At 72.4% G+C, this 21,446-nt stretch carries 21 protein-coding genes; 12 read left to right on the top strand and 9 right to left on the bottom strand.

The window, feature by feature from the left end; genetic code table 11:
* Positions 1–492: 492 nt before the first annotated feature.
* Together TU30_RS16370 and TU30_RS16365 are read left to right on the top strand one after the other, a co-directional pair.
* A complete protein-coding gene (locus TU30_RS16370; RefSeq protein WP_042170492.1) occupies positions 493–1,695 on the top strand; it encodes a beta-1,3-glucanase family protein in 1,203 nt (400 codons plus the stop codon).
* A gap of 267 nt (positions 1,696–1,962) precedes the next feature.
* Positions 1,963–2,169 (top strand): hypothetical protein, encoded by a 207-nt coding sequence (locus tag TU30_RS16365; RefSeq protein WP_042170491.1) that lies wholly within the window; start codon positions 1,963–1,965, stop codon positions 2,167–2,169.
* Positions 2,170–2,200: 31 nt separating this feature from the next.
* Here the strand turns inward: TU30_RS16365 and TU30_RS16360 are convergent, their stop codons facing one another.
* Both TU30_RS16360 and TU30_RS16355 read right to left on the bottom strand, forming a co-directional pair.
* A complete protein-coding gene (locus tag TU30_RS16360) occupies positions 2,201–3,721 on the bottom strand; it encodes a hypothetical protein (RefSeq protein WP_042170490.1) in 1,521 nt (506 codons plus the stop codon).
* A gap of 108 nt (positions 3,722–3,829) precedes the next feature.
* On the bottom strand, positions 3,830–4,585 hold the full coding sequence (locus TU30_RS16355) for an HAD family phosphatase (protein WP_042170488.1): 756 nt from the start codon (positions 4,583–4,585) through the stop codon (positions 3,830–3,832).
* An 87-nt stretch (positions 4,586–4,672) separates the two neighbouring features.
* Between TU30_RS16355 and TU30_RS16350 the strand changes: the two genes are divergently transcribed.
* The 3 genes from TU30_RS16350 (at position 4,673) to TU30_RS16340 (ending at position 6,879) form a co-directional block, all read left to right on the top strand.
* Positions 4,673–5,329 (top strand): nucleoside/nucleotide kinase family protein, encoded by a 657-nt coding sequence (locus TU30_RS16350; protein WP_042170486.1) that lies wholly within the window; start codon positions 4,673–4,675, stop codon positions 5,327–5,329.
* A gap of 43 nt (positions 5,330–5,372) precedes the next feature.
* Positions 5,373–6,290 (top strand): MurR/RpiR family transcriptional regulator, encoded by a 918-nt coding sequence (locus tag TU30_RS16345; protein WP_042170483.1) that lies wholly within the window; start codon positions 5,373–5,375, stop codon positions 6,288–6,290.
* Positions 6,291–6,504: 214 nt separating this feature from the next.
* Positions 6,505–6,879: a hypothetical protein gene (locus TU30_RS16340; RefSeq protein WP_042170479.1), complete on the top strand. Its 375-nt coding sequence runs from the start codon at positions 6,505–6,507 to the stop codon at positions 6,877–6,879.
* 26 nt (positions 6,880–6,905) lie between these two features.
* Here the strand turns inward: TU30_RS16340 and TU30_RS16335 are convergent, their stop codons facing one another.
* Positions 6,906–7,682: a peptidoglycan-binding protein gene (locus TU30_RS16335; RefSeq protein WP_042170477.1), complete on the bottom strand. Its 777-nt coding sequence runs from the start codon at positions 7,680–7,682 to the stop codon at positions 6,906–6,908.
* A gap of 73 nt (positions 7,683–7,755) precedes the next feature.
* On the bottom strand, positions 7,756–8,595 hold the full coding sequence (locus TU30_RS16330; RefSeq protein ID WP_042170475.1) for a hypothetical protein: 840 nt from the start codon (positions 8,593–8,595) through the stop codon (positions 7,756–7,758).
* A 226-nt stretch (positions 8,596–8,821) separates the two neighbouring features.
* Here TU30_RS16330 and TU30_RS16325 point away from each other — a divergent pair, with 226 nt between their 5' ends.
* Positions 8,822–9,238, top strand: coding sequence for a Zn-ribbon domain-containing OB-fold protein (locus TU30_RS16325; RefSeq protein ID WP_042170472.1), 417 nt, complete (start codon positions 8,822–8,824; stop codon positions 9,236–9,238).
* Between the two features lie 52 nt (positions 9,239–9,290).
* Here the strand turns inward: TU30_RS16325 and TU30_RS16320 are convergent, their stop codons facing one another.
* Positions 9,291–9,677 (bottom strand): PPOX class F420-dependent oxidoreductase, encoded by a 387-nt coding sequence (locus TU30_RS16320; RefSeq protein WP_042170470.1) that lies wholly within the window; start codon positions 9,675–9,677, stop codon positions 9,291–9,293.
* Positions 9,678–9,861: 184 nt separating this feature from the next.
* On the opposite strand from TU30_RS16320, the gene TU30_RS16315 reads away from it, so the two are divergent.
* Positions 9,862–11,226 carry a S1 family peptidase gene (locus TU30_RS16315; protein WP_078878315.1) on the top strand — a complete coding sequence of 455 codons (1,365 nt, stop codon included), beginning with the start codon at positions 9,862–9,864 and terminating at the stop codon, positions 11,224–11,226.
* 159 nt (positions 11,227–11,385) lie between these two features.
* Here the strand turns inward: TU30_RS16315 and TU30_RS16310 are convergent, their stop codons facing one another.
* The 4 genes from TU30_RS16310 to TU30_RS16290 form a co-directional block, all read right to left on the bottom strand.
* On the bottom strand, positions 11,386–11,571 hold the full coding sequence (locus tag TU30_RS16310) for a hypothetical protein (RefSeq protein ID WP_042170465.1): 186 nt from the start codon (positions 11,569–11,571) through the stop codon (positions 11,386–11,388).
* 457 nt (positions 11,572–12,028) lie between these two features.
* Positions 12,029–12,991: an SDR family oxidoreductase gene (locus tag TU30_RS16300; protein ID WP_234307881.1), complete on the bottom strand. Its 963-nt coding sequence runs from the start codon at positions 12,989–12,991 to the stop codon at positions 12,029–12,031.
* Between the two features lie 105 nt (positions 12,992–13,096).
* Complete coding sequence (locus tag TU30_RS16295) at positions 13,097–13,726, bottom strand: MBL fold metallo-hydrolase (RefSeq protein WP_042170461.1); 630 nt, start codon at positions 13,724–13,726, stop codon at positions 13,097–13,099.
* A complete protein-coding gene (locus TU30_RS16290; RefSeq protein WP_042170459.1) occupies positions 13,726–14,811 on the bottom strand; it encodes an S-(hydroxymethyl)mycothiol dehydrogenase in 1,086 nt (361 codons plus the stop codon). The genes TU30_RS16295 and TU30_RS16290 overlap by 1 nt, the downstream gene beginning before the upstream one ends.
* 212 nt (positions 14,812–15,023) lie before the next feature.
* Between TU30_RS16290 and TU30_RS16285 the strand changes: the two genes are divergently transcribed.
* The 5 genes from TU30_RS16285 (at position 15,024) to TU30_RS16265 (ending at position 21,318) form a co-directional block, all read left to right on the top strand.
* Positions 15,024–16,790, top strand: coding sequence for an ABC transporter ATP-binding protein (locus TU30_RS16285; protein ID WP_042170457.1), 1,767 nt, complete (start codon positions 15,024–15,026; stop codon positions 16,788–16,790).
* A 197-nt stretch (positions 16,791–16,987) separates the two neighbouring features.
* On the top strand, positions 16,988–17,353 hold the full coding sequence (locus TU30_RS16280; protein ID WP_042170454.1) for a nuclear transport factor 2 family protein: 366 nt from the start codon (positions 16,988–16,990) through the stop codon (positions 17,351–17,353).
* Between the two features lie 259 nt (positions 17,354–17,612).
* The gene (locus TU30_RS16275; protein WP_042170452.1) at positions 17,613–18,086 is read left to right on the top strand and encodes a (2Fe-2S)-binding protein; all 474 of its coding nucleotides are present in this window, start codon (positions 17,613–17,615) and stop codon (positions 18,084–18,086) included.
* The gene (locus TU30_RS16270; RefSeq protein WP_042170450.1) at positions 18,083–20,467 is read left to right on the top strand and encodes a xanthine dehydrogenase family protein molybdopterin-binding subunit; all 2,385 of its coding nucleotides are present in this window, start codon (positions 18,083–18,085) and stop codon (positions 20,465–20,467) included. The genes TU30_RS16275 and TU30_RS16270 overlap by 4 nt, the downstream gene beginning before the upstream one ends.
* Positions 20,464–21,318 carry a xanthine dehydrogenase family protein subunit M gene (locus TU30_RS16265; RefSeq protein ID WP_042170449.1) on the top strand — a complete coding sequence of 285 codons (855 nt, stop codon included), beginning with the start codon at positions 20,464–20,466 and terminating at the stop codon, positions 21,316–21,318. Before TU30_RS16270 ends, TU30_RS16265 begins: the two co-directional genes overlap by 4 nt.
* Positions 21,319–21,446 lie beyond the last annotated feature (128 nt).

The following is a 21,446-nucleotide window of genomic DNA, read 5'->3' as shown; positions in this document are numbered from 1 at the left end:
TGGATGCCGCCCCACCGCATCTGACAAGCGGTTCCAGCCTGGTCTCCGCAGCGCGGGAAATCCAATAGAAGAACGCGAACGCATTCAGCGGGGACGGCTCTGAATCGCGTGCGGGGCGGGCACCGGAGCCCGGACCCCTCCGGGGAGGGCGACTGCCGGCCGACCACGGGGTGGAGTGCTCTCCACACGCTCCGCTCACCGCCGCCGCGGCCGGACTTAAGTGACCCTTAAGAAGCACTCAAGCACGCGTGCGGCTCCCCCGGACGCTCAAGAAACCGCTGTTCAGGGCAGGTCGAGGGACAAGTCGGACCTCTTGGCGGAGGTGGTTGCGGCCCGTACCGTCAAAGCCGCGCACCGGACATCGACGCACGGCGTGAGAGCGCTCTCATCACACGAGCGAGGGAGTACTCCGGATCCGGGCCCCACACCCGGTCGGCACGTTGTCGGGTACCGCTCACCAGGAACAGCTCGATCACCTCAGGAGACCCCCACATGACCCCCCGTCACCAGCGCTCCCTCGGCCGCCGGAAGGTTCTGTTCGCCCTCGGCGGGGCGGCCGTGGCCGTGCCCGCCGCCGCGCTCGCCCCCCACGCCCTCGCGGAGGCCTCCCCGGACACGCGGTCCGCAACGGCCGCCACGGGCCCGCTCCCGCTGACGGTCGTCAACGACAGCGGCTCCTTCGGCAACGCGAACGTGCACCTCTACATCGTGGGAAACCAGGACGGCCGTCAGGTCCGGGTCGCCCCGGACGGCAGCCTGGCCCCGGTCTCCCTGTCGGACAACGGTGCCGACGGCTTCACCGACTACGCGATCAGCCTGGCCGGCAGTGGCGACATCCGGCTGTCCCTGCCGTACATGTCCGGCCGCATCTACGTGGCCCTCGGCCAGAAGCTCAAGTTCAAGGCCGTCGCGGACGGCAACGGCAACGCGGCGTTGCAGTACCCGGCGGGCTGGGTCGCCTCGGACCCCAACCACGGTGTGCTGCACGACTGTGCGGAGTTCACCCACAACTCCGCCGGCATGTTCTGCAACACCACGATGGTCGACGTGTTCAGCGTGCCGATGAACATCCGGCTCACCGGTTCCAAGGACCAGTCCGTCGGCGTGTTCCGGGACGGGGGCCGCGGTGCCGCTTTCGACGCGCTCAGGCAGGTGGAAGCGTTCTCGCGGCTCGTCGTGGGCGACACCCGGATCATCGCGCCGGGGCACGGCCTGGACGCGGGCCTGTTCGCCGAGGACCACCTCGCCCCGTACATCGACGAGGTGTGGAGCACCTACACCGGACGTGACCTCAGGGTGACCACGAACGCCGGTACCTTCACCGGCCGGGTGCGCGGCGACCGGTTCACCTTCGACGGGCCCGCCCAGGTCTCCTTCGCCAGGCCGTCCACCCGGGACGTCCTCTTCTGCGACGGGGCGCTCGCCGCCCCGAACGACGGCACGACCGGCCCGGTGGCCGCCGTGCTCGGCGCCGGCTTCAACCGTTCGACCCTGCTCAGCCATCCCGACCAGCCGACCACCGACGCCTCGGCCTTCTACCGGACCGAGTTCACCAACCATTACTCAAAGGCCGTGCACACGGCCACGGAGGACGGCAGGGCGTACGGCTTCGCCTTCGACGACGTCGCCGGCTTCGCCTCGTACATCCAGGACACGGCTCCCACGGGCATACGTCTGACGCTGTCGCCCATCTAGTCCGGAAAGCCGGGGCGGTGGAGCGTCGAAGGGCCGGCGGACGGAGGGCGCCCCGGCTCGCGTCCGTGGTGGCCCCAACGGCGTGTGCCGCCGGCGCGGGCAGGTTTTCCACGGGCCGGGGAAGGTACTCCTGCACATGAGGAGCGGCCCCTTCGAGGCGGCGCCCCCGTGTTCCGGATGCACGGCGGGCTCCCGCGTTGAATGGTGATACCGGACCCGATGACCGCACCGGGGCCACCACAGCCATCCGGACCCGAGGAGTAAGAGATGCCGACGTCCCAGCCCGAGGAGTCACGGCCGCCCGAGGAGCGCACCACTCCGGACGGCCTGCTCCACGCCCGTACCGGCACCGACGTGTCACCGGAGGACCTCGTCCTTGCCTCCGGCAAGGATCTCACCCCGCAGAATCTCGAATGGGCCAGGCGCAAGCTCGAGGAGGAAGGTCCCGCCGCACTGGACAAGATCCTCCCCTGACCCCTGCCCGGCCCTCCCCGTTGCCCGCCCGTCACCCCGGCCCGACCGTGGCCGCGGTCCTCGGGGCGGCCTGCCCCGGCGTCGGCGCGATCCTGGCCCGGAGGTCGCCGATCGTGTGCGCGGACCAGGCGCGGGCGTAGCAGGGCGGGGTTCCGCCGGGGCCGGTGAGCGCGGCGACGGGCACGCGGTCCGCGGCGCTCAGGATCTCCGCCACCGTGATGTTCTCGTTGTTCCCGCCCGTTCCGCCGGAGGAACAGCCGGTGTAGTAGGCCACGGGAATGGCTTCGTGACCGGTGATCAGGCAGGGCGGGCGGACGCCGAGCCGGTGCAGTTCGCCGGCGGTGCGGGCCCAGTCCCGGCGGTTGCCGGTGGTGCGGTCCACGATGTGCACCAGGACGGCCGACTGCACGGTCAGATGCCCGGCCAGCGCGAGCGCGACCAGTGACGTCACGACCGGCCGCCGTCTCCCGGACGGTGTGCCGACCAGATGCCACAGCGCGTCGGCGACGGGGATCGCGAGCAGGGCGTAGGCGGGCTGGAGGAAGCGGGGAGCCGCGTACCCGATCATGAAGAGGTACGGGAGGGCGGCCGTGACGGCGCAGGCCAGCGGCAGCACGGTGCGCAGCACGCGCCGGGCCCGTACGGCGACGACCAGCGCGATGACGGCCAGGAGCGGCAGGGCCAACCACCAGAGGGTGATCACCGGATGGGGCATCGCCCCGGTGCACGGACGGCACAGACCGCGCCCGCCCAGGCTGCGCATGTGGTCGTCGACGGCGAGGTGCAGGCCGAGTCCTCCCTGGATGCGGGAGGCCTCGGCCAGCCGCTCCCCCGGGCCGCCGTACCAGGCGTAGGCCTCGGCCAGCCACTCGGCCGCGCCCGCCCCGAGACCCGCCGCGAGTGCGAGCAGCGGGCGGACGCGCCGGCCGGCCAGGGCGAGGGCCAGCAGCGGAACCGTCACCCATACGGCGTCGGTGGGCCGCATCAGCGCCATCAGCGCGGCCCCCGCCGCGATGCCCCGAAGCGCTCCGCGCGCGGAGCGGTCGGCGTGGTGGCGCAGGAAGCAGCCGACGGCGATCAGGGCTCCGAGTGCGACCCACTGGTTGGGCATGGCCTGGGGGCCGTAGAAGAGGGTCACCCACAAGGACGCGAAGAGGACGCCGCCCGTGACCAGGACCCGGGTGGGAAACAGCCCGCGCCAGGCGCGCAGCGCCAGGTACAGGCCCAGGCCGGACAGGACGGCGAGGTAGACCCGCAGCAGTGCGGTGGACTCCGACCAGGAGGCGACGGGCGCCACCAGGAGGGGGACGCCCCGGGAGCGCGGGGCGCTGAAGAAGGCGGCCGGATGGTGGGAGGTGACCTGACTGACGTAGACGATCTCGTCCCAGCCGAGTCCCAGCGCGGGGCGGACGAGAACGAGTTGGGCGACGGCGAAGACGGCGGCCAGGACCGCGAGCGGTGCGGTGCCGCTCGCGGGACGGGATGCGCCCGGCGAGGGCGTACGTCCGCGTCGCCGTCCTCCGGCGAGAAGGTCGCTCCTGCCGTCGGCCATCGTCCGTCCTTTGTCCTGTGTGCCGCTGATCCAGCCGATCACCTACGCGCAAAAAGGTACAAATTAACCCGCTAAACGCGCCGGGGCAGGCGGGGGCGTCGGATGCGGTCACCGCTCTGCGGGACCTGCGGGTCCTCCGGTGAGTTCGGCGAGGTCCGTCACGACCCGGTCGGCGCCACGGGCGTAGAGCGCGTTTGGCCGGCCGACGCGGTCCACGCCGACGACGTATCCGAAACGACCGGCGCGGCCCGCGTCCATGCCGGCCAGCGCGTCCTCGAACACGGCGGCCCGGCCGGGCGGGACCCCGAGGTCCCTGGCGGCGGCGAGGAAGGTGTCCGGGCGCGGCTTGCCGGGGAGGCCGCGCTCGGCGGCGACCACACCGTCCACACGGGTGTCGAAGAGGCGCTCGGCATCGATGGCGCGCAGCACGTCCCGGCAGTTGGCGCTGGCGGAGACGACGGCCGTGCGCAGGCCGTCGGCACGGGCTGCCCGGACGTAGCGCAAGGTGCCGTCGTAGGCCTCCACTCCGCCGGCGCGGATCCGTTCCAGGAACAGCTCGTTCTTGCGGCGGGCGAGCCCGTGCACGGTCGCGGCCCCGGGCGGATCGTCCGGCGCGCCCTCGGGCAGGTCGAGACCGCGGGAGGCGAGGAAGACGCGTACGCCGTCGGACCGCGGGCGGCCGTCGACGTACGCGGCGTAGTCGGCGTCGGTGAACGGCCGGAAGCGCGTGCCGTCCCGCTCGCGCAGGAAGGTGTCGAACGCCTGCTTCCAGGCCGCCGCGTGAACGGCGGCGGTCCTGGTGATGACACCGTCGAGGTCGAAGAGGCAGGCCAGGATGTTCTCGGGCAGACCCAGATCCGTCATACGGGACATGGTCCCCCGTCCCGGTGGACCGCACCCGGCGACGGGCGGGCAGCGGGCGGGGCAGCCGGGGGTGGCACACTCTCCCGTATGGCGCCGACCTTCGACGATCTCCTCCACCGGGCCCGAGCCCTCGGCCGGGACGGCCGGCGCGCGGTACTCGGCATCGCGGGCAGTCCCGGGGCCGGAAAGTCCACGCTCGCCGGGGAGTTGGTACGGGTACTGAACGGCACCGGGGAGCCGTGGGCCGCCCACGTCCCGATGGACGGCTTCCATCTCGCCGACGTCGAACTGGACCGGCTCGGCCGCCGGGACCGCAAGGGCGCCCCGGACACCTTCGACGCGGCCGGGTACGCGGCTCTGCTGCGGCGGCTGCGCGAGGAGACATACGGGGACGTCGTGTACGCACCCGGTTTCGAACGGGTGCTGGAGCAGCCGGTCGCGGGGGCCGTCGCGGTGCCGCCGACGGCCCGGCTGGTGGTGACGGAGGGGAACTATCTGCTGCTGGACACCGGCGCGTGGGCGCGGGTGCGGCCGCAGCTCGACGAGGTGTGGTTCTGCGAGCTGGACGAGAAGGAGCGGGTCCGGCGGCTGGTGGCCCGGCACGTGGAGTTCGGCAAGCCCCGGGACGAGGCGGTGGCCTGGGTCACGCGCTCGGACGGACCCAACGCCGAGTTGGTGACGCGGACCCGGCACCGCGCGGACCTCGTGGTTCCGGCGTCGGCGGTGCCGTGTGTCCACAGGTGACGGACCCAATCGAACCGTCGTGGGAGACGAAGGAGGCGCCCCGGTGCCATCGCCGCAGCAGACACGCGCACAGGCATCCGCGATCACCTCGGGGAGCGCGGACCGGGACACGGAGGTGTCCCCGACGTCCCAGCTCCGCACACTGTTCGACCGGCCCCGCCTCTCCCCCGGGCAGCGGCGCATCGCCCAGTATCTGATCGAGCACCTCACGGAGGCCGCGTTCCTGTCGATCACGGACCTCGCCGAGCGCGTCGGGGTGAGCCAGCCCTCGGTGACCCGGTTCGCCTCTGCGGTCGGCTTCAGCGGCTACCCCGCGCTGCGGGAGAAGCTCCAGGCGATCGCCCTCGGCGCGCTCCCCGGCGGGCCCGCGGAGGAGAACCGGGGCAACGAGCTGCAGGCGGCGGTGGACGCCGAGATCGAGAACCTGGAGAACCTGCGGCGGGACTTCGCCGATCCCGGCCGGGTCGTCGAGATCGGCCGCACGCTGGCGGCGTCCGTGCCGCTGACCGTCCTCGGGCTGCGCATCTCCGTGTCCCTCGCCGAGTACTTCGGCTACGCCGCCCGCCGTATCCACCCGGACGTCCGGCTGGTGACCCGCGGCGGCAGCGTCGCCTACGACGCACTGCTGCAGTCACGGGAGGCCGGCGGCTCGTGGGTGCTGGCGTTCTCCATGCCGCGGCATGCCCAGGAGACCCTGACGGCGGTGCGGGTCGCCCGGGACGCGGGACTGAAGGTCGCGCTGATCACCGACCTGGCGCTGGGCCCTCTCGCGGACGAGGCCGACGTCACCTTCGCGACCGGCACCGGGTCACGTCTGGTGTTCGACTCGTACGCCGCCGCGGGCGTGATGTGCGCGGCACTGCTCCAGGCCATGACGGACGCGGACCCGGAGCGGACACAGGCACGGCTCGACGAGTACGAGCAGGTCGCCGACCAGCATCAGTTCTTCCTCCGGGACTGACGGCACCATCGGGCGGACCCTCCCCTTCAAAGCACGCATGAATGTTTTCATGCGCCTTGAAAACCGGATGGCATATATAAATACTGCTGGCGGATCACGGCATGTCCTGCGCGAACGCCCAAGACCGTCGGACCGCCCCCCGGACCGGGCGCCGCACCGGACCGGGGCAGCCCCACCCGTCGCCCACCCCAGCGACGCCGCACACCCGGAAGCGATGATCATGACCGTGACGTCCACGCGCCTCAGTCCGGACTGGCCCTGCCAGGTCAAGGCACCCGGCAGCTACGACTGGGAGCGCTCGGCGGCCAGGTGGCTGCGCGAGCTGGTACCGGCGCGCTACGCGAGCTACCCCGCGTTCATCCGGCACCCCGTCCTGCTGGCGCGGCACGCCCAGATCCAGGTCGAGCACGAGATCCGGGTGGCGCGCACCGCCCTGCAGACGGCACGGGCCGACCTGCCCCGGCTGGGCCTGCACGAAGGGGTCATCGAGCACACGATCAAGCTGTACGCGGCCGAGGTCATGCAGTTGCAGCACATCGCCCGCAGCGTGCGCGCGGTCACCCGGGCACTGGCGGAATCGGGCCGCTGACCGGGGCGGGGCGCGCCGGTCGGGCGTCATCCCGTACGGGACTCCAGCGCGCGGCGGGTGTCGTCGCCGTAGACGCCGGTCTCGTCGCCCCGGACGCCGTACCAGAGCTGGAACCGGGCGACGGCCGCCGACAGGGTGGCGTCGTAGCGGCCGCTGGCGGCGCCGTCGCGGTAGACGTCCGGGATGCGCAGGAGACGTTCCTGGAGTTCGGTCACCTCGGGTCCCGAGTCGCCCTCGCTGAGGAACCCGGGGGCGTCCGGGGCCCGCGCGGGCGGTGCGGCGGGCGCGGTCGCGGGCGGACTCACGGAGGGGCGGGAGCCGGGCGTGGCACGGACGTCGGAGTTCTGCCCCAGGAGCAGGACCGCTCCGCCGAAGCCGAGGACCGCCGCCGCGGCCACGGCGATCGCCACGGCGGCCCGTCGCGTCGCGGGACTGTGCGTGCCGGCGTGCGGGGAGCGGCCGGGCGCAGTGCCGTCACGCGAAGGGCCGTGGGGTGAGCGGCGCCGGGGGGCGGTGCGGCCGGACGCGGGAGCGTGGTGCGTGAAGCTCTCGTGCGCCGGGCCGGGCACGGCCGCCGGCGGCCGGCTGGGGGGTTCGGGGGCGGCCGGCGGGAACTCCTGCGTCTCGTCCTGCGCACCGGCCACGGGCCGGGGCAGGGTGACGGACTCGTAGCCCTCGCGCTCCTCCCGTTCGAACTCCTTGAACAGTTCGGCGAGCGCGTCCGTGCGGCGGGGGCGCAGGACGCGGACGGGCTCGAGGGGCGGGCCGTCGTGCGGCTGCCCGGGGTCGGACGGCGTCGGCACGCTGCTCTCCTTCCGCTGCGCACGAGGGCGGGACCGCCCACGGGAGGAGATACGCACCGGGAGTGGCGGAGGTTCAACCGGCGGCACGCAGAAAGCGGTGCAGGGAAGCCGTCATGGTGGACGCGAAGGACTCCCGGGACGCCGCGTCCAGGGCGTCGAGGGACAGGTACGGGTTCAGGTCCTCCAGCTCGACCAGCAGCAGTCCGCCGTCCGGGGCACGGCAGGCGTCGACCCGTTGGATGCCGTGGTCGAGGGTGTTCCAGTCGACGAAGCCCCGGGCGAACTCCAGGTCGCGCGGGGTGGCTTCGTACGGCTCCAGCCGCCAGCGCCGACCGGGGTCCGGGGCGTACAGGGCGTACTGGATGTCGTGGTCGACGAAGTAGAAGGAGACCTCGTACGCGAAGTCGATGTACGGCTGCACCAGCACGCTGCCGACGACGAGCTCCCGTACGGCGTCCGCGGCGACGACACGCAGCCCCGTCGAGTCGGCGCCGAGCCTGGGTTTGACCACGTACCGGTCCGCCGGGGGCAGCAGGTGCAGGTCCTCCGCGCGGTCGACGGTGGGGATCACCGGCCGCCCGGCGGTGCCCAGTTCGAGCAGATACCCCTTGCCGGCCATGTCGCCCCGGCCCGTGAGCGGGTTGCAGACCGGCTTCCCGGTCTCCGTGGCCCGCTCGCGGAAGGCGTCGTAGGCGTCCGGGTACGTCATGACCGGGCCGCTGTTGCGGACGACCACGGCGTCGAAGCCGTCCAGCCGCGCAGCCGCGTCCCGGGGGTGACAGAGCGTCAGGTCGAAGTCGGCGCGCAGCCGGGAGGCGAGCCGGACGTCCTCGTCGCCGTAGCGGCGCCCGCGGGCCGGATACGTCGGATCGGTGACGTACAGGAGGCGGGGACGGGGGCGGGCGGGCGCCATGCGGGGCTCCTCGGGGGACACAGGGACCTGATCATACGAATGATCCACCGGTGCCGGAACGGCGCGGGAACACGGCGGACACCATCAGAGGGTACGGAGTGCCTTTACGGGTGACACTGAGTGCCATACCCTGTCGCTGTGCACGGTGGCGCAGGACACACCGGGCACATGCGCGCCGGGGCACCGTGCGCGCGGGATGGCGGCCGGGTGCAGGGAGTTGACCAGCGTGTACCACCACTCAGGAAGCGCGGCCCAGCAGGCAGCCGGCACCACGACGGGTCTGCTCGATCACCAGGCGGCGAACAGTGCGGAGGCCTTGGCCTTCCAGCGGTGCACCTGGTGCGGCACCGCGATGTACCACCGGCTGCTGTGCCCCGTCTGTCAGGGCAGCGACCTGCGTACGGAGCGCAGCGCGGGCGTCGGCACGGTCCGCCACTCCACGACGCTGCACCGCAATACGCCGGCCGCCCGGAACGTGTCTCTGATCGAGATGGCCGAGGGCTTCGTCGTCCGCGGCAGGGTCATGGGACCGCCGATCGGCATCCACGGCGGGGACCGGGTGCGGCTGTCCACGGCCAAGGACCCGGTGCGCGGGGAGCCGGTCTTCCAGCTCGTCGACGAGCCCTGCCGCGCCTGGACCTGACCGTCCGCCCGGCAGCCCCCTCCGGACAGCAGGAGTTCAGTCGGCCGGAGCTTCAGTCGGCGAGCGTGACCCGGATGCCGACGGTGCCGTCCCGGCCCCGGCGCAGTCGGCTGCCGAGCAGCGTCAGCCGGCCCGGCAGGCCGTACTTGCGAGCGATCAGCTCGCGGTAGCGGGCAGTGGTGTCCGCATCGCAGATCGCCGCGGTGGCCGGGACCTGGTCACCGCTCGGGCGGCCGCGCACGTCACAGGGGCCGACCAGGACATCGGCGCGGGCCCGGATGCGCTTCACCTTCCAGGAGTCGGCGGCGGTCCAGACCCCGAGCGTGTCCCCGTCCCGCACCACCCACACCGGGGTGGCCACCGGCGTGCCGTTCCGCCGGTGGCTGGTGACCAGCAGGTACTTTCCCGCTCCGAGCCGCTCGAGCAACGCGTTGTCCATATCCGGCAGTCTAGGTCCGGCCGGCGCCTCCTGCGGTCGGTGCGCGGGCCGGTCGACACCTCCCGGCATCGGATCGCTCCGGCGGTGAACACGGCGGGGCCCGTGTCCGTATGGACTGAGGGCACTCGACTCAGGGGAGGCCCCGCGGTGTTCGCACCGCGCTGCTCTGGTTCGGGAGTCATGCATGAGGCACGCACGACGACGGGTCGTCCGGCGAGTGACACGGCTGGCTGCCGTCGGCGGACTCCTCCTCGGAGCGACGATGGTGACCCGCGCCGTCGCGAGCGAACCCCCGGCGCCGGCCCCGGTTCCGTACGCCGCGTCCGAGGAGGACACCGGTCCCGGCTCCGCGCTCGTGTCGCGGCTCGGCTCCTCCCGTACGGCGGGCAGCTGGCTCGGCGAGGACGGGCGGACGGTCGTCGCAGTCACCGACGAGAAGGCCGCGGCCGAGGTGCGGAAGGCCGGCGCGGACCCGAAGATGGTGCGCCACAGCATGCGCGACCTGAAGTCGGCCACTCGGACGCTGGGGTCGGCGCCGCGCGTACCGGGGACGGCCTGGGCCATGGACTACCGGTCGAACGAGGTGGTGGTACGCGGCGACAGCACGGTGTCCGCGGACGACTGGTCCGATCTGACCCGAGTGGCGGAAGGAGCCGGTGGTTTCGTTCGCATGGAACGCACCGAGGGCACCTTCACCACGCGGATCAACGGGGCGGAGCCCATCCTGTCGACCGCCGGGCGCTGCTCCGCGGGCTTCAACGTGACCGACGGCAAGCGTGAGTTCATCCTCACGGCCGGGCACTGCGGGCCGGACGGGTCGGTCTGGTTCGCCGACGACGGAGGCAGGAGGAAGGTCGGCACCACGGTCGGCGGCAGCTTCCCCGGCGACGACTACTCCCTGATCGAGTACGACGGCGGCCGGGCCGGTGAGGACGCCGGTGTCGTCTCGGTCGGCAACGGCCAGGGCGTACGGATCACGGGCGTCGGCGACCCCACCGTCGGCCAGCGGGTGTTCCGCAGCGGCAGCACCAGCGGGCTGCGCGACGGGGAGGTGACGGCGCTCAACGCGACGGTGAACTACCCGGAGGGCACGGTCGGCGGCCTCATCGAGACCAATGTGTGCGCAGAGCCCGGTGACAGCGGCGGCCCGATGTTCTCCGAGGGCATCGCACTCGGTGTGACGTCGGGCGGCAGCGGCGACTGCCGGCAGGCGAACGGTACGACGTTCTTCCAGCCGGTCACGAAGGCACTGGCGCAGCTGAAGGTGGACCTCCTCGTGGCCCCGGCGGCCGGGGGCGACGCGGACACGGCCGCCCCCGCTCCGTCGACGGAGGGCGCGGCGGCGGCTCCGGACACCGCGTCACCGGGTTCGTCGGCGGCGGGGACCAGTACGTCGACACTGCTGTCCCGCCTGGCCGACCCTCGGAACGTGGGACCCGGGATGCTGGTCATCGGGGGCAGCCTGATGGCTCTGATGGCGACCCGCTGGATCCGGTCGGAGCAGGACCGCAAGGCGTACCAGCGGTACTACTCGGCGACATGGGGCTGAGCCGGGCACCGGCCCGGGCATCTGCGGGGATGCTCACCCGTGCCCCGGGCGGCCCCGGCCACGAGGAAGGCGGATGCGTCCCGGCCGAGGCCGGGGCGGAGGGAGGGAGGGAGGGAGGACCGGCGAGGGGAAAAAAGGCGGCAGAGCCCGTGCGGCGCCTCAGGCCGCCTCGGCCCGCTCGGGGAGGGCCGCGGCCCACTCCTGGACGAGGCGCTGGTACTCCGCGCGCTGCTCGCCGCTCAGCGTCCCGCCCGACCGGAGCCACAGGGCCCGGATCTCCTCGTTGACCTCGGCAGCCGATCGCTCGGGTGACGGTTCGAGAGTGGTGGACATGCTGTGAAGCATAGGGCCACCGACGTGAAAGCCGCGTGAGCATTAATGACCCAATCCGACATAACGGACAGTGTTGCTGATCACGTCCATCTGCCATGGAACGTGGGCGATTTCACATCCCCGAGCCCCCGTCCGCAGCCCTTTCCATCCCTGGTGAAGGGCACGCGTTCATGACGTCCTCGCCCGGTGTCGTCGGCGCCGGCCGGTTCGCCGCCCTGTTCCAGGCGCGCCCCGGCCTCGGTGACCTCCACGTCGGCGAGCCACTGCAGCCCAACGGTCACGAGGGCGTCCACACCTGCCTCGTGGACGACTTCGTGACCGCCGGGAGCACCCGTGCCCTGCCCTCGGTGAGCGCCCGGGCGGCCGCCCGTCGCCCACCCGTCGGCACCGCAGGGCGGTACCCGGCTGAAAATCCCGGGCTTCGGGGACGCGCCGCAGGCGTGACCGCGGCAACGGGGAGAGCGAACCGTCAGCGGTAGCCCGTGACGTCCGCCGGCTTGCCCGGGTCCTGGACCTCGACGAGGTAGCGCCAGGCGTCCGGACGGCTGCCGTCGAGGTCGGTGAAGCCGTACTCGCGGGCGAGGCCGCCGCTGGAGAGGGAGGTGCCGTTGAAGCGGGACACCCGTGGGTCGGCGGCAAGCGCGGCGACGGCCCGGCCCACGTAGCGCGGGGTCTCGGAGATGGCGAAGTGGGGCACGCGGGTCAGGGCGTCCCGCCAGTTGTCCTCCCCCACCCCGAACTCGTCGAGCATGATCTCCGAGCGGAGCCAGCCGGGGGTGAGCGCGAGGGCCGTGGCGCCGCGCGGGCCGAGTTCGTGGCCGAGGGCGAAGGCCATGCGCAGGACGGACGTCTTGGCGAGGTCGTAGAAGAAGGAGACGCGGTAGGCGTCGCGGTTGTAGTCCGCGGTGCCGTCGGTGACCTCGACGACCAGGCCGCCGGGGTGACGCAGCAGCAGGGGCAGGGCGTGGTGGCTGGTGACGGCGTGGGTGTCCACCGCGAGCCGGAGCAGGCGCAGACCCTTGTCGAGGTCGTGCTCCCAGACGGGGGCGTCCCATTCGAAGAGCTTCTCGCCGCCCCAGATGTCGTTGACGAGGACGTCGAGGCGGCCCTGCTCGTCGGCGATGCGCTCGACGAGGGCCTTGACCTGGGCGGGGTCCAGGTGGTCGGTGGGGACGGCGATGCCCCGCCCGCCGGCCTCGGTGACCAGGTCGGCGGTGTCCTCGATGGTCTCCGGGCGATCGTACTCGGAGCGCTCGGCGCGGGTGCTGCGTCCGGTGACGTAGACGGTGGCGCCCACCGCGCCCAGTTCGACGGCGATGCCCCGTCCGGCTCCCCGGGTCGCTCCCGCGACCAGTGCGACCTTGTGCTGCGACGACCCGTCGTTGCTCGACGGGCCGTTGCTGTTCGACGACCCGGTGGTCGACTCCGGCATGATCCGGCCTCCCGTCACGTGCGACAGCGATCTGCTGTCGTTACGAGCGTGACGGGTAAGCCGGACATCCTCTGTCACCTTTTCCCGGCAGTCACCGAAGCGGCCTCAGTGGCCGCGGGCGATCCACTCCTCGAGGTGCGGGGCCTCCGCGCCGATGGTGGTCGGATCGCCGTGGCCGGTGCGGACCGTGGTCCGGGGCGGGAGCGTGAGCAGCCGGTCCCGGATCGAGTCGATGATCGTCGGGAAGTGGGAGAACGAACGGCCGGTGGCGCCGGGACCGCCCTGGAACAGGGTGTCGCCGGTGAACACGGTGGCGAGCCCGGGATCGTACAGGCAGACCGCCCCGGGCGCGTGCCCCGGCGTGTGCAGCACGGTGAGGTCGGCGCCGGCCGCCTCGATCACCTGGCCGTCGACCAGCCAGGCGTCGGGGTCGCGGTCCGGGTGGGTCTGCCTCCACAGCGGCAGGTCGTCGTGGTGCAGCCAGATGGTGGCCCCGGTGCGCTCGGCCAGGGCGGGTGCGGCGTCGATGTGGTCGTTGTGGGCGTGGGTGCACACGATCGCCTTCAGGTGGCGGTCGCCCACGGCCTCGGCGATGGCGTCGGCGTCGTGGGCGGCGTCGATGACGATCACCTCGTGGTCGTCGCCGACGATCCACACGTTGTTGTCGACGTCCCAGGTTCCGCCGTCGAGGCTGAACTGCCCGGAGGTGACGAGGTGTTCGATGCGGGTGGTCATCAGAGCACCACCACCGAGCGCAGCACGTCACCGTGGTGCATCCGCTCGAAGGCCTTCTCGATCTCGTCGAGCCGGATCGTCTCGGTGACGAACGCCCCGAGGTCCAGACGGCCTTGCTGGTGCAGGTCGATCAGCATGGGAAAGTCGCGCGAGGGCAGGCAGTCGCCGTACCAGGACGACTTCAGGGAGCCGCCGCGGCCGAACACGTCGGCGAGCGGCAGTTCGAGCTTCATCTCCGGGGTGGGCACGCCGACGAGGACGACGGTGCCGGCCAGGTCGCGGGCGTAGAAGGCCTGTTCGTACGTCTCGGGGCGGCCCACGGCCTCGATGACGACGTCGGCGCCGAAGCCGCCGGTGAGTTCGCGGATCGCCTCGACCGGGTCGGCTGTACGGGAGTTGACGGTGTGGGTGGCGCCCATGGAGCGGGCGGTCTCCAGCTTGCGGTCGTCGATGTCGACGGCGATGATCCGCGCCGCTCCGGCGAGCTGGGCGCCGGCGATGGCGGCGTCGCCGACGCCGCCGCAGCCGATGACGGCGACGGAGTCGCCCCGGCCGACGCTGCCGGTGTTGATCGCGGCACCGATGCCGGCCATCACACCGCAGCCGAGCAGGCCGGCGACCTGCGGGGAGACCGTGGGGTCGACCTTGGTGCACTGTCCGGCGGCGACGAGCGTCTTCTCGGCGAAGGCTCCGATGCCGAGCGCCGGGGAGAGTTCGGTGCCGTCGGTGAGGGTCATCTTCTGCTTCGCGTTGTGCGTGTCGAAGCAGTACCAGGGGCGTCCGCGCAGACAGGCACGGCACTTGCCGCACACCGCACGCCAGTTGAGGACGACGAAGTCGCCGGGGGCGACGTCGGTCACGTCGTCGCCCACCGCCTCCACGACACCCGCGGCCTCGTGGCCGAGCAGGAAGGGGAAGTCGTCGTTGATGCCACCCTGCTTGTAGTGCAGGTCGGTGTGGCACACCCCGCAGGCCTGGATGCGGACGACCGCCTCGCCCGGCCCCGGGTCGGGTACGACGATCGTCTCGATGCGTACCGGCTCGTCCTTGCCCGGTGCGATCACGCCGCGTACTTCCTGCGCCATGGTGCTGGCTCCTTCGTCTCCCGGTGGTACGTCCTGTCGACCCTATGCGACCTGCCCGTGACCCGGCCGGTCGGCTCCACAGCAGGTCGTGGCGTTCGTACCGGTGTTCCGCATCCGTGTTCCGTGCCGGGTGGACGGGGGGCGACCCTGCGTGTCCCGGGGCCACCGCTGCGACGTAGCCTGAACTCTCCGCCCGACGCCCAGGGAGTGACGTGACCAGCGCAGCGCCGAAGGCAGTACAGAAGTCGGGTCCGCCCGCCTGGCGGACACTCCTCGGTTACGTGCGGCCTCACCGGTGGGCCCTGCTGGGCGGTGCCTCGTTGTCCCTGTTGACGGGCGCGACCGGTCTGATGCTGCCGCTGGTCGCCCGGGGCCTGATCGACGACCTGTCGGACGACCGGGCCATCACCGGCGCCCTGGTGCTGATGTCCGCCCTCGTCGTCGCCAACGCCGCGCTGGGCGCGCTGGGTTCGTACGTGCTGCGGCGTACCGCCGAATCGGTGGTGCTGGGGGCGCGGCGCTCGCTGTCGTCGTATCTGCTGCGCCTGCGGATCACGGCCGTGGACCGCAGTGAGCCCGGCGACCTGATGGCCCGCATCACCTCCGACACCACGCTGCTGCGGGAGGTCACCACGGACTCGCTGGTGGGCCTCGGCACGGGCGGTCTGACGCTGGTCGCGACCATCGCACTGATGGGCTTCGTCGACCCGGTACTGCTGGGGGTCACCCTGGCCGTGATCGTGGGTGCGGGGACGGTCCTGGCGCTCATCGTGCCGCACATCAGCCGGGCCAGCCGGCAGGCACAGGACGCGGTCGGCGTGATGGGGGCCTCCCTGGAACGGGTGCTGGGCGCGCTGCGCACGGTGAAGGCCTCCGGTGCCGAGCCACGGGAGGAGCGCGCGCTGCACGAGGCGGCCGAGGAGTCGTGGCGGCAGAGCGTGCGCGCCGCCAAGTGGTCGGCGGCGGCGGGCAACACGGCGGGGCTCGCGATGCAGGTCGCCTTCATCACGGTGCTCGCGGTGGGCGGGGCGCGGGTGGCGACGGGCGCCATCGACATCGGCACGCTGGTGGCGTTCCTGCTGTTCGTCTTCTACCTCATGATGCCGATCCAGAGTGTCGTCGGCGCGATCACGCAGTACCAGACGGGCAGCGCCGCCCTGGCCCGTATCCAGGAGGCGCTGCGGCTGCCCGCGGAGCCGGCCGCGGGGCCCGCGCTCCTGCCCGCGCCGGGTGCCGCGCCCGCCGCGCTCGCCTTCGACGACGTACGCTTCCGCTACGCGGACGATCTGCCGTACGTGCACCACGGAGTCTCGTTCACCGTGCCCGCGCAGGGCATGACCGCGTTCGTCGGCCCGTCCGGCGCGGGCAAGACCACCGTCTTCTCGCTCATCGAGCGCTTCTACGACCCGGACTCCGGGGTGATCACCCTCGACGGGCGGGATCTGGCCGACTGGGAGCTGTCGCGGCTGCGGTCCTCGATCGGCTACGTGGAACAGGACGCGCCCGTCCTGTCGGGTTCCCTGCGCGACAACCTCCTGCTCGGGAACCGGGAGGCGGACGACGACGCGGTGGCGCGGGTGGTGAAGACGACCCGGCTCGACGGGCTCGTCGCCAGGCTCCCGGACGGGCTCGACACCCTGGTGGGGCATCGGGGCACCAAACTGTCCGGCGGAGAGCGCCAGCGGGTGGCCATAGCCCGCGCGCTGCTGCGCGGCCCCCGGCTGCTGCTGCTCGACGAGGCCACCTCGCAGCTCGACGCGGTGAACGAGGCGGCGCTGCGCGACACCGTCGCCGATGTGGCCCGGACGACGACGGTGCTGGTGGTCGCGCACCGGCTGTCGACGGTGACGATGGCCGACCGGATCGTGGTGATGGACGCGGGCCGGGTCCGCGCGGTCGGCACGCACCGGGAACTGGTGACCGCCGACCCGCTGTACGCGGAGCTGGCGGCGACGCAGTTCCTCGCGACGAGCGGGTGATCCCTCTCAGCCGGTCCGCCCCGGACCCGGACAAACGGTTCCGCCCGCCGGCCGGGGGAATCGGGCGGGGCGGGGAGCGGGCGGGCCGGGGAGCGGGCGGGGCGGGCTTGCCGTACTCACCGGGCAGGGGGAGGCTCGTAGGTGAGGCCCGGCGTGGCCCGCTCCGGACCGGGCCGAGGCCCTCGAAGGAGGTCATCATGACAACCTCGGCAGGACCCCGCTTCGGTACCGACACACTGCGCCGGGGTCTCGAGGCCCCGACGGCCGCGCCCCTGACGGCGCTCTACGCGGACGACGCCGAGCTGCGCATCGTGGACCGCAACACCCAGCCCAGCCACCCCATGGTCCTGCGCGGCCGGGACGAGATCGCCACCATGCTCGACGACGTCTACAGCCGTGACATGACGCACCAGCTGGAGCGGTGCGTCATCCAGGACGACCGGGCCGCCTTCAGCGAGACCTGTGTCTACCCGGACGGGGTGCGGGTGTACTCGGAGTCGATGGTCTCGCTGCACGACGGCAGGATCACCGACCAGACGATGATCCAGGCCTGGGACGAGTGAGCGGTCCGTTCCGGCCGGGCGCGGTGTAGGGCGCCGGGAAGCACAGGACACGGACCGGGCACCCGTGCTCCGGTCATGGAGCGCGGGTGCCGGCACCGCGGACGTCTGCCGTGAACGCGCCGGAGCTCAGCGGTGGATCGACGCCCGACAGGTCGGTGCGCACCACTCGCCGTCCTGCGGGACCGGCCCTAGAGTGACCTGCGTCACCCCCATGGTCCGCCGACACTCCGTATCCGCCCGCACGGTCTCTGGAGAGCACATGACCCGTATCTCGGTGAAAGTGGACGGCACGACGTACGAGGACGAGGTGGAGCCCCGTCTGCTGCTGGTCCACTACCTGCGCGACCGGCTCGGCCTGACCGGTACCCCGGTCGGCTGCGACACCTCGAGCTGCGGAGCCTGCACGATCGAACTGGACGGCATGAGCGTGAAGAGCTGCTCGGTGCTGGCAGTCCAGGCCGACGGGGGCGAGGTGACCACCGTCCAGGGGCTGGCCCGGGACGGCGAGTGGACACCGTTGCAGCGCGCCTTCCACGAGCAGCACGCGTTGCAGTGCGGCTACTGCACCCCCGGGATGATCATGGCGGCGCGTGATCTGCTGCGCGAGAACCCGGACCCCGACGCGGACGAGGTGCGCGATGCGCTCGAGGGCAACATGTGCCGCTGCACCGGTTACCAGAACATCGTCCGCGCGGTCCTCGCCGCCGCCGTGTCGGAGGAGGTCACGGCATGACCGACCAGAGCACCGACCGGAACGTCGAGCGCGAGGTGGGCCGGGGCCGGCTCCGCAAGGAGGACGCCCGGCTGGTCACCGGGCAGACCAACTGGACCGACAACATCTCCGTCACCGGTCTGCTGCACATCGCGATCCTGCGCAGCCCCGTGGCGCACGCCCGAATCGAGCGGGTCGACGTCTCCCCCGCCCTCGAACGCCCCGGTGTGGTCGCCGCGTTCAGCGGACGTGACCTGGCCGAGGGACTCGGTTCGCTGCCCTGCGCCTGGCCGGTCACCGAGGACATCGTGCTGCCGGACCATCCGCCGGTCGCGGTCGACGAGGTGCGGCACGCGGGCGATCCGGTGGCGGTCGTGGTGGCCCGCGACCGCTACGCGGCGGCCGACGCGCTGGAGGCGGTCGAGGTCGACTACGAACCGCTGGAGCCGGTACTCGACCTGGAGGCGGCACTCGCCGAGGGCGCCCCGCTGGTCCACGCGGACAAGGGCACCAACCGCAGCTACGTGTGGCCGCTGAAGGCGGGCGAGGACTACGAGACGGTCAAGCGGCGTGCCGACGTGGTCGTCAGCCGCCGCTTCCACCAGCAGCGGCTGATCGCGAACGCGATGGAGCCGCGCGCGGTCGTCGTCACGCCGCTCGCCGCCTCCGGCGAGTACACAGTCTATTCGGCCACCCAGGTCCCGCACATCCTGCGGGTGATGCTGGCGACGGTCACGGGGATCCCGGAACAGAAGCTGCGGGTGGTCGCCCCCGACGTGGGCGGCGGGTTCGGTTCCAAACTCCAGGTGTACGGGGAGGAGGCCGTCGCGCTGGAGGTCGCCCGGCGGCTGGGGCGGCCGGTGAAGTGGACCGAGTCCCGTTCCGAGGGCTATCTGGCCACCCACCACGGCCGCGGCATGATCCAGGACGTCGAGGTCGCCGCGACCGGCGAGGGCAGGCTGCTCGGTCTGAAGGTCGACCTGCTCGCCGACATGGGCGCCTATCTGATGCTGGTCACGCCCGGCATCCCGATCCTCGGCGCCTTCATGTACCCGGCGATCTACAAGATGGACTCCTACGACTTCACCTGTACGGGTGTGTTCACGACGAAGACACCGACGGACGCGTACCGCGGCGCCGGGCGCCCGGAGGCCACGTTCGCCATCGAGCGGATCATGGACGAGCTGGCGGCCGAGCTCGGCATCGACCCCGTGGAGGTACGGCGCCGGAACTGGATCCGGCACGAGGAGTTCCCGTACGACTCGATCGCGGGCCTGACGTACGACAGCGGCAACTACGAGGCGGCCACCGAGAAAGCGCTCGCGCTGTTCGGGTACGACGATCTGCGGGCCGAGCAGCAGAAGCGCAACGAGCGCGGCGACACCGTACGGCTCGGCATCGGTGTGTCGACGTACACCGAGATGTGCGGGCTCGCCCCGAGCCGGGTGCTGCGGGACCTGCGGTACGCGGCCGGCGGCTGGGAGGCGGCGAGCATCCGCATGCTGCCCACCGGCAAGGTCGAGGTGGTCACCGGCACCAGCCCGCACGGGCAGGGGCACGTGACGAGCTGGAGCCAGATCGCCGCGGACGTGCTGGGCGTGCCGTTCGAGGACATCGAGGTGGTGCACGGCGACACCAGGGCGGCCCCTCAGGGCATGGACACGTACGGTTCGCGATCGCTGGTGGTCGGCGGGTCGGCGGTGCACCACGCGGCCGGGAAGGTGGTCGAGAAGGCCCGCAAGGTCGCTGCGCACCTGCTGGAGGCGAACGAGAACGACCTCGACTTCACCGACGGCGTGTTCAGCGTCAAGGGCTCGCCCGAGGCGCGCAGGACGATCCAGGAGATCGCGTTCGAGGCGTTCACCTCGCACGACGTGCCCGACGGCATGGAACCCACCATCAACGCCGACCAGGTGGTCGATCCGGAGAACTTCTCGTACCCGCACGGCACCCACCTGTGTGCCGTCGAGGTCGACACCGAGACGGGCAGGACCCGGATCCGCTCCTACGTCTGCGTCGACGACGTGGGCCGGGTGATCAACCCGGTGATCGTGGAGGGACAGGTGCACGGTGGTCTCGCCCAGGGCATCGCGCAGGCGCTGTACGAGGAGGCCGTGTACGACGACGAGGGCAACCTGGTCACGGGCACCATGGCCGACTATCCGGTCCCGGTGGCCGGTGACCTCCCGGAGTTCGTCACGGAGCGGACCGAGACGCCGGCGACCTCCAACCCGCTGGGCGTCAAGGGCGTCGGCGAGGCGGGGACGATCGCCTCGACGCCCGCCGTGGTCGGCGCGGTCGTGGACGCTCTGCGGCCGCTCGGGGTGAACGACGTGACAATGCCGTGCACGCCCGAGCGGGTGTGGCGGGCAGTGCGCTCGGCGAAGGAGGCCTCCGCATGATCCCCCCGTCATTCGACTACGCCCGGCCCACCGGCCTCGACGAGGCGCTGCGGGTGCTCGCCGACGGCGGTGAGGAGGCGAAGGTGCTGGCCGGCGGGCAGAGCCTGCTGCCCCTGCTCAGGCTGCGGCTGGCCTTCCCCGAACTGGTCGTGGACATCGGCCGGGTACCGGGGCTGCGCGGAGTGCGCGAGGACGGCGGCACGCTCGTCATCGGCGCGATGACCACGCACCACGAGGTCGTCCGGGACCCGCTGGTGCGCCGGCACGCCGGACTGCTGGCCGCCGCCACCCGCACGGTCGCCGACCCGGCCGTACGGCACCGGGGCACCCTCGGCGGCTCGCTGGTGCACGCGGACCCGGCCGCGGATCTGCCCGCGGCGGTGCTGGCCATGGACGGCGAGCTGGTCGTCGCCCATCCGGCCGGCCGGCGTACGGTCCCGGCCCGCGAGTTCTTCGTCAACTACCTGGAGACGGTGCTTGCACCCGACGAACTGCTGGTCGAGGTGCGGGTGCCGAAGACGGACGGCTGGGGCTTCCACTACGAGAAGTTCCACACGGTGGCACAGTCCTACGCGATCGTCGGTGTGGCGGCGCTGGTGCGTCGCGACAACGGACGGATCGCAGAGGCGCGGGTCGGGCTGAGCAACATGGGCGCGACCCCGCTGCGGGCCACGGCGGCCGAGCGGGCCCTGGCCGGCTGCGACGACGCGTCGGCCGTGGCACGGGCCGCGCAGTCGGCGCCGGACGGCACCCAGCCACCCCAGGACACCTCGGGCTCGCCCGAGTACCGGGCGCACCTGGCGCAGGTGCTCACCCGGCGGGCGGTGCTGACCGCGGCCGGGATGGGGTGAGGCCGATCAGCGGCGGAGCGGGAAACGACGGGCCGGGCCGGGCCGGAGCGGACCAGGACGAACCGGAGCCGGGCGGGTACAGGACAGGCCGGACGGAACCGGGCGGGACGGAACCAGGCAGGCGCGGG

It is taken from the genome of Streptomyces sp. NBRC 110035, assembly GCF_000829695.1.
Classification (GTDB): domain Bacteria; phylum Actinomycetota; class Actinomycetes; order Streptomycetales; family Streptomycetaceae; genus Streptomyces.
Note: the sequence above shows the minus strand (reverse complement) of the source record. Positions and strands in the feature narration are given on the sequence as shown.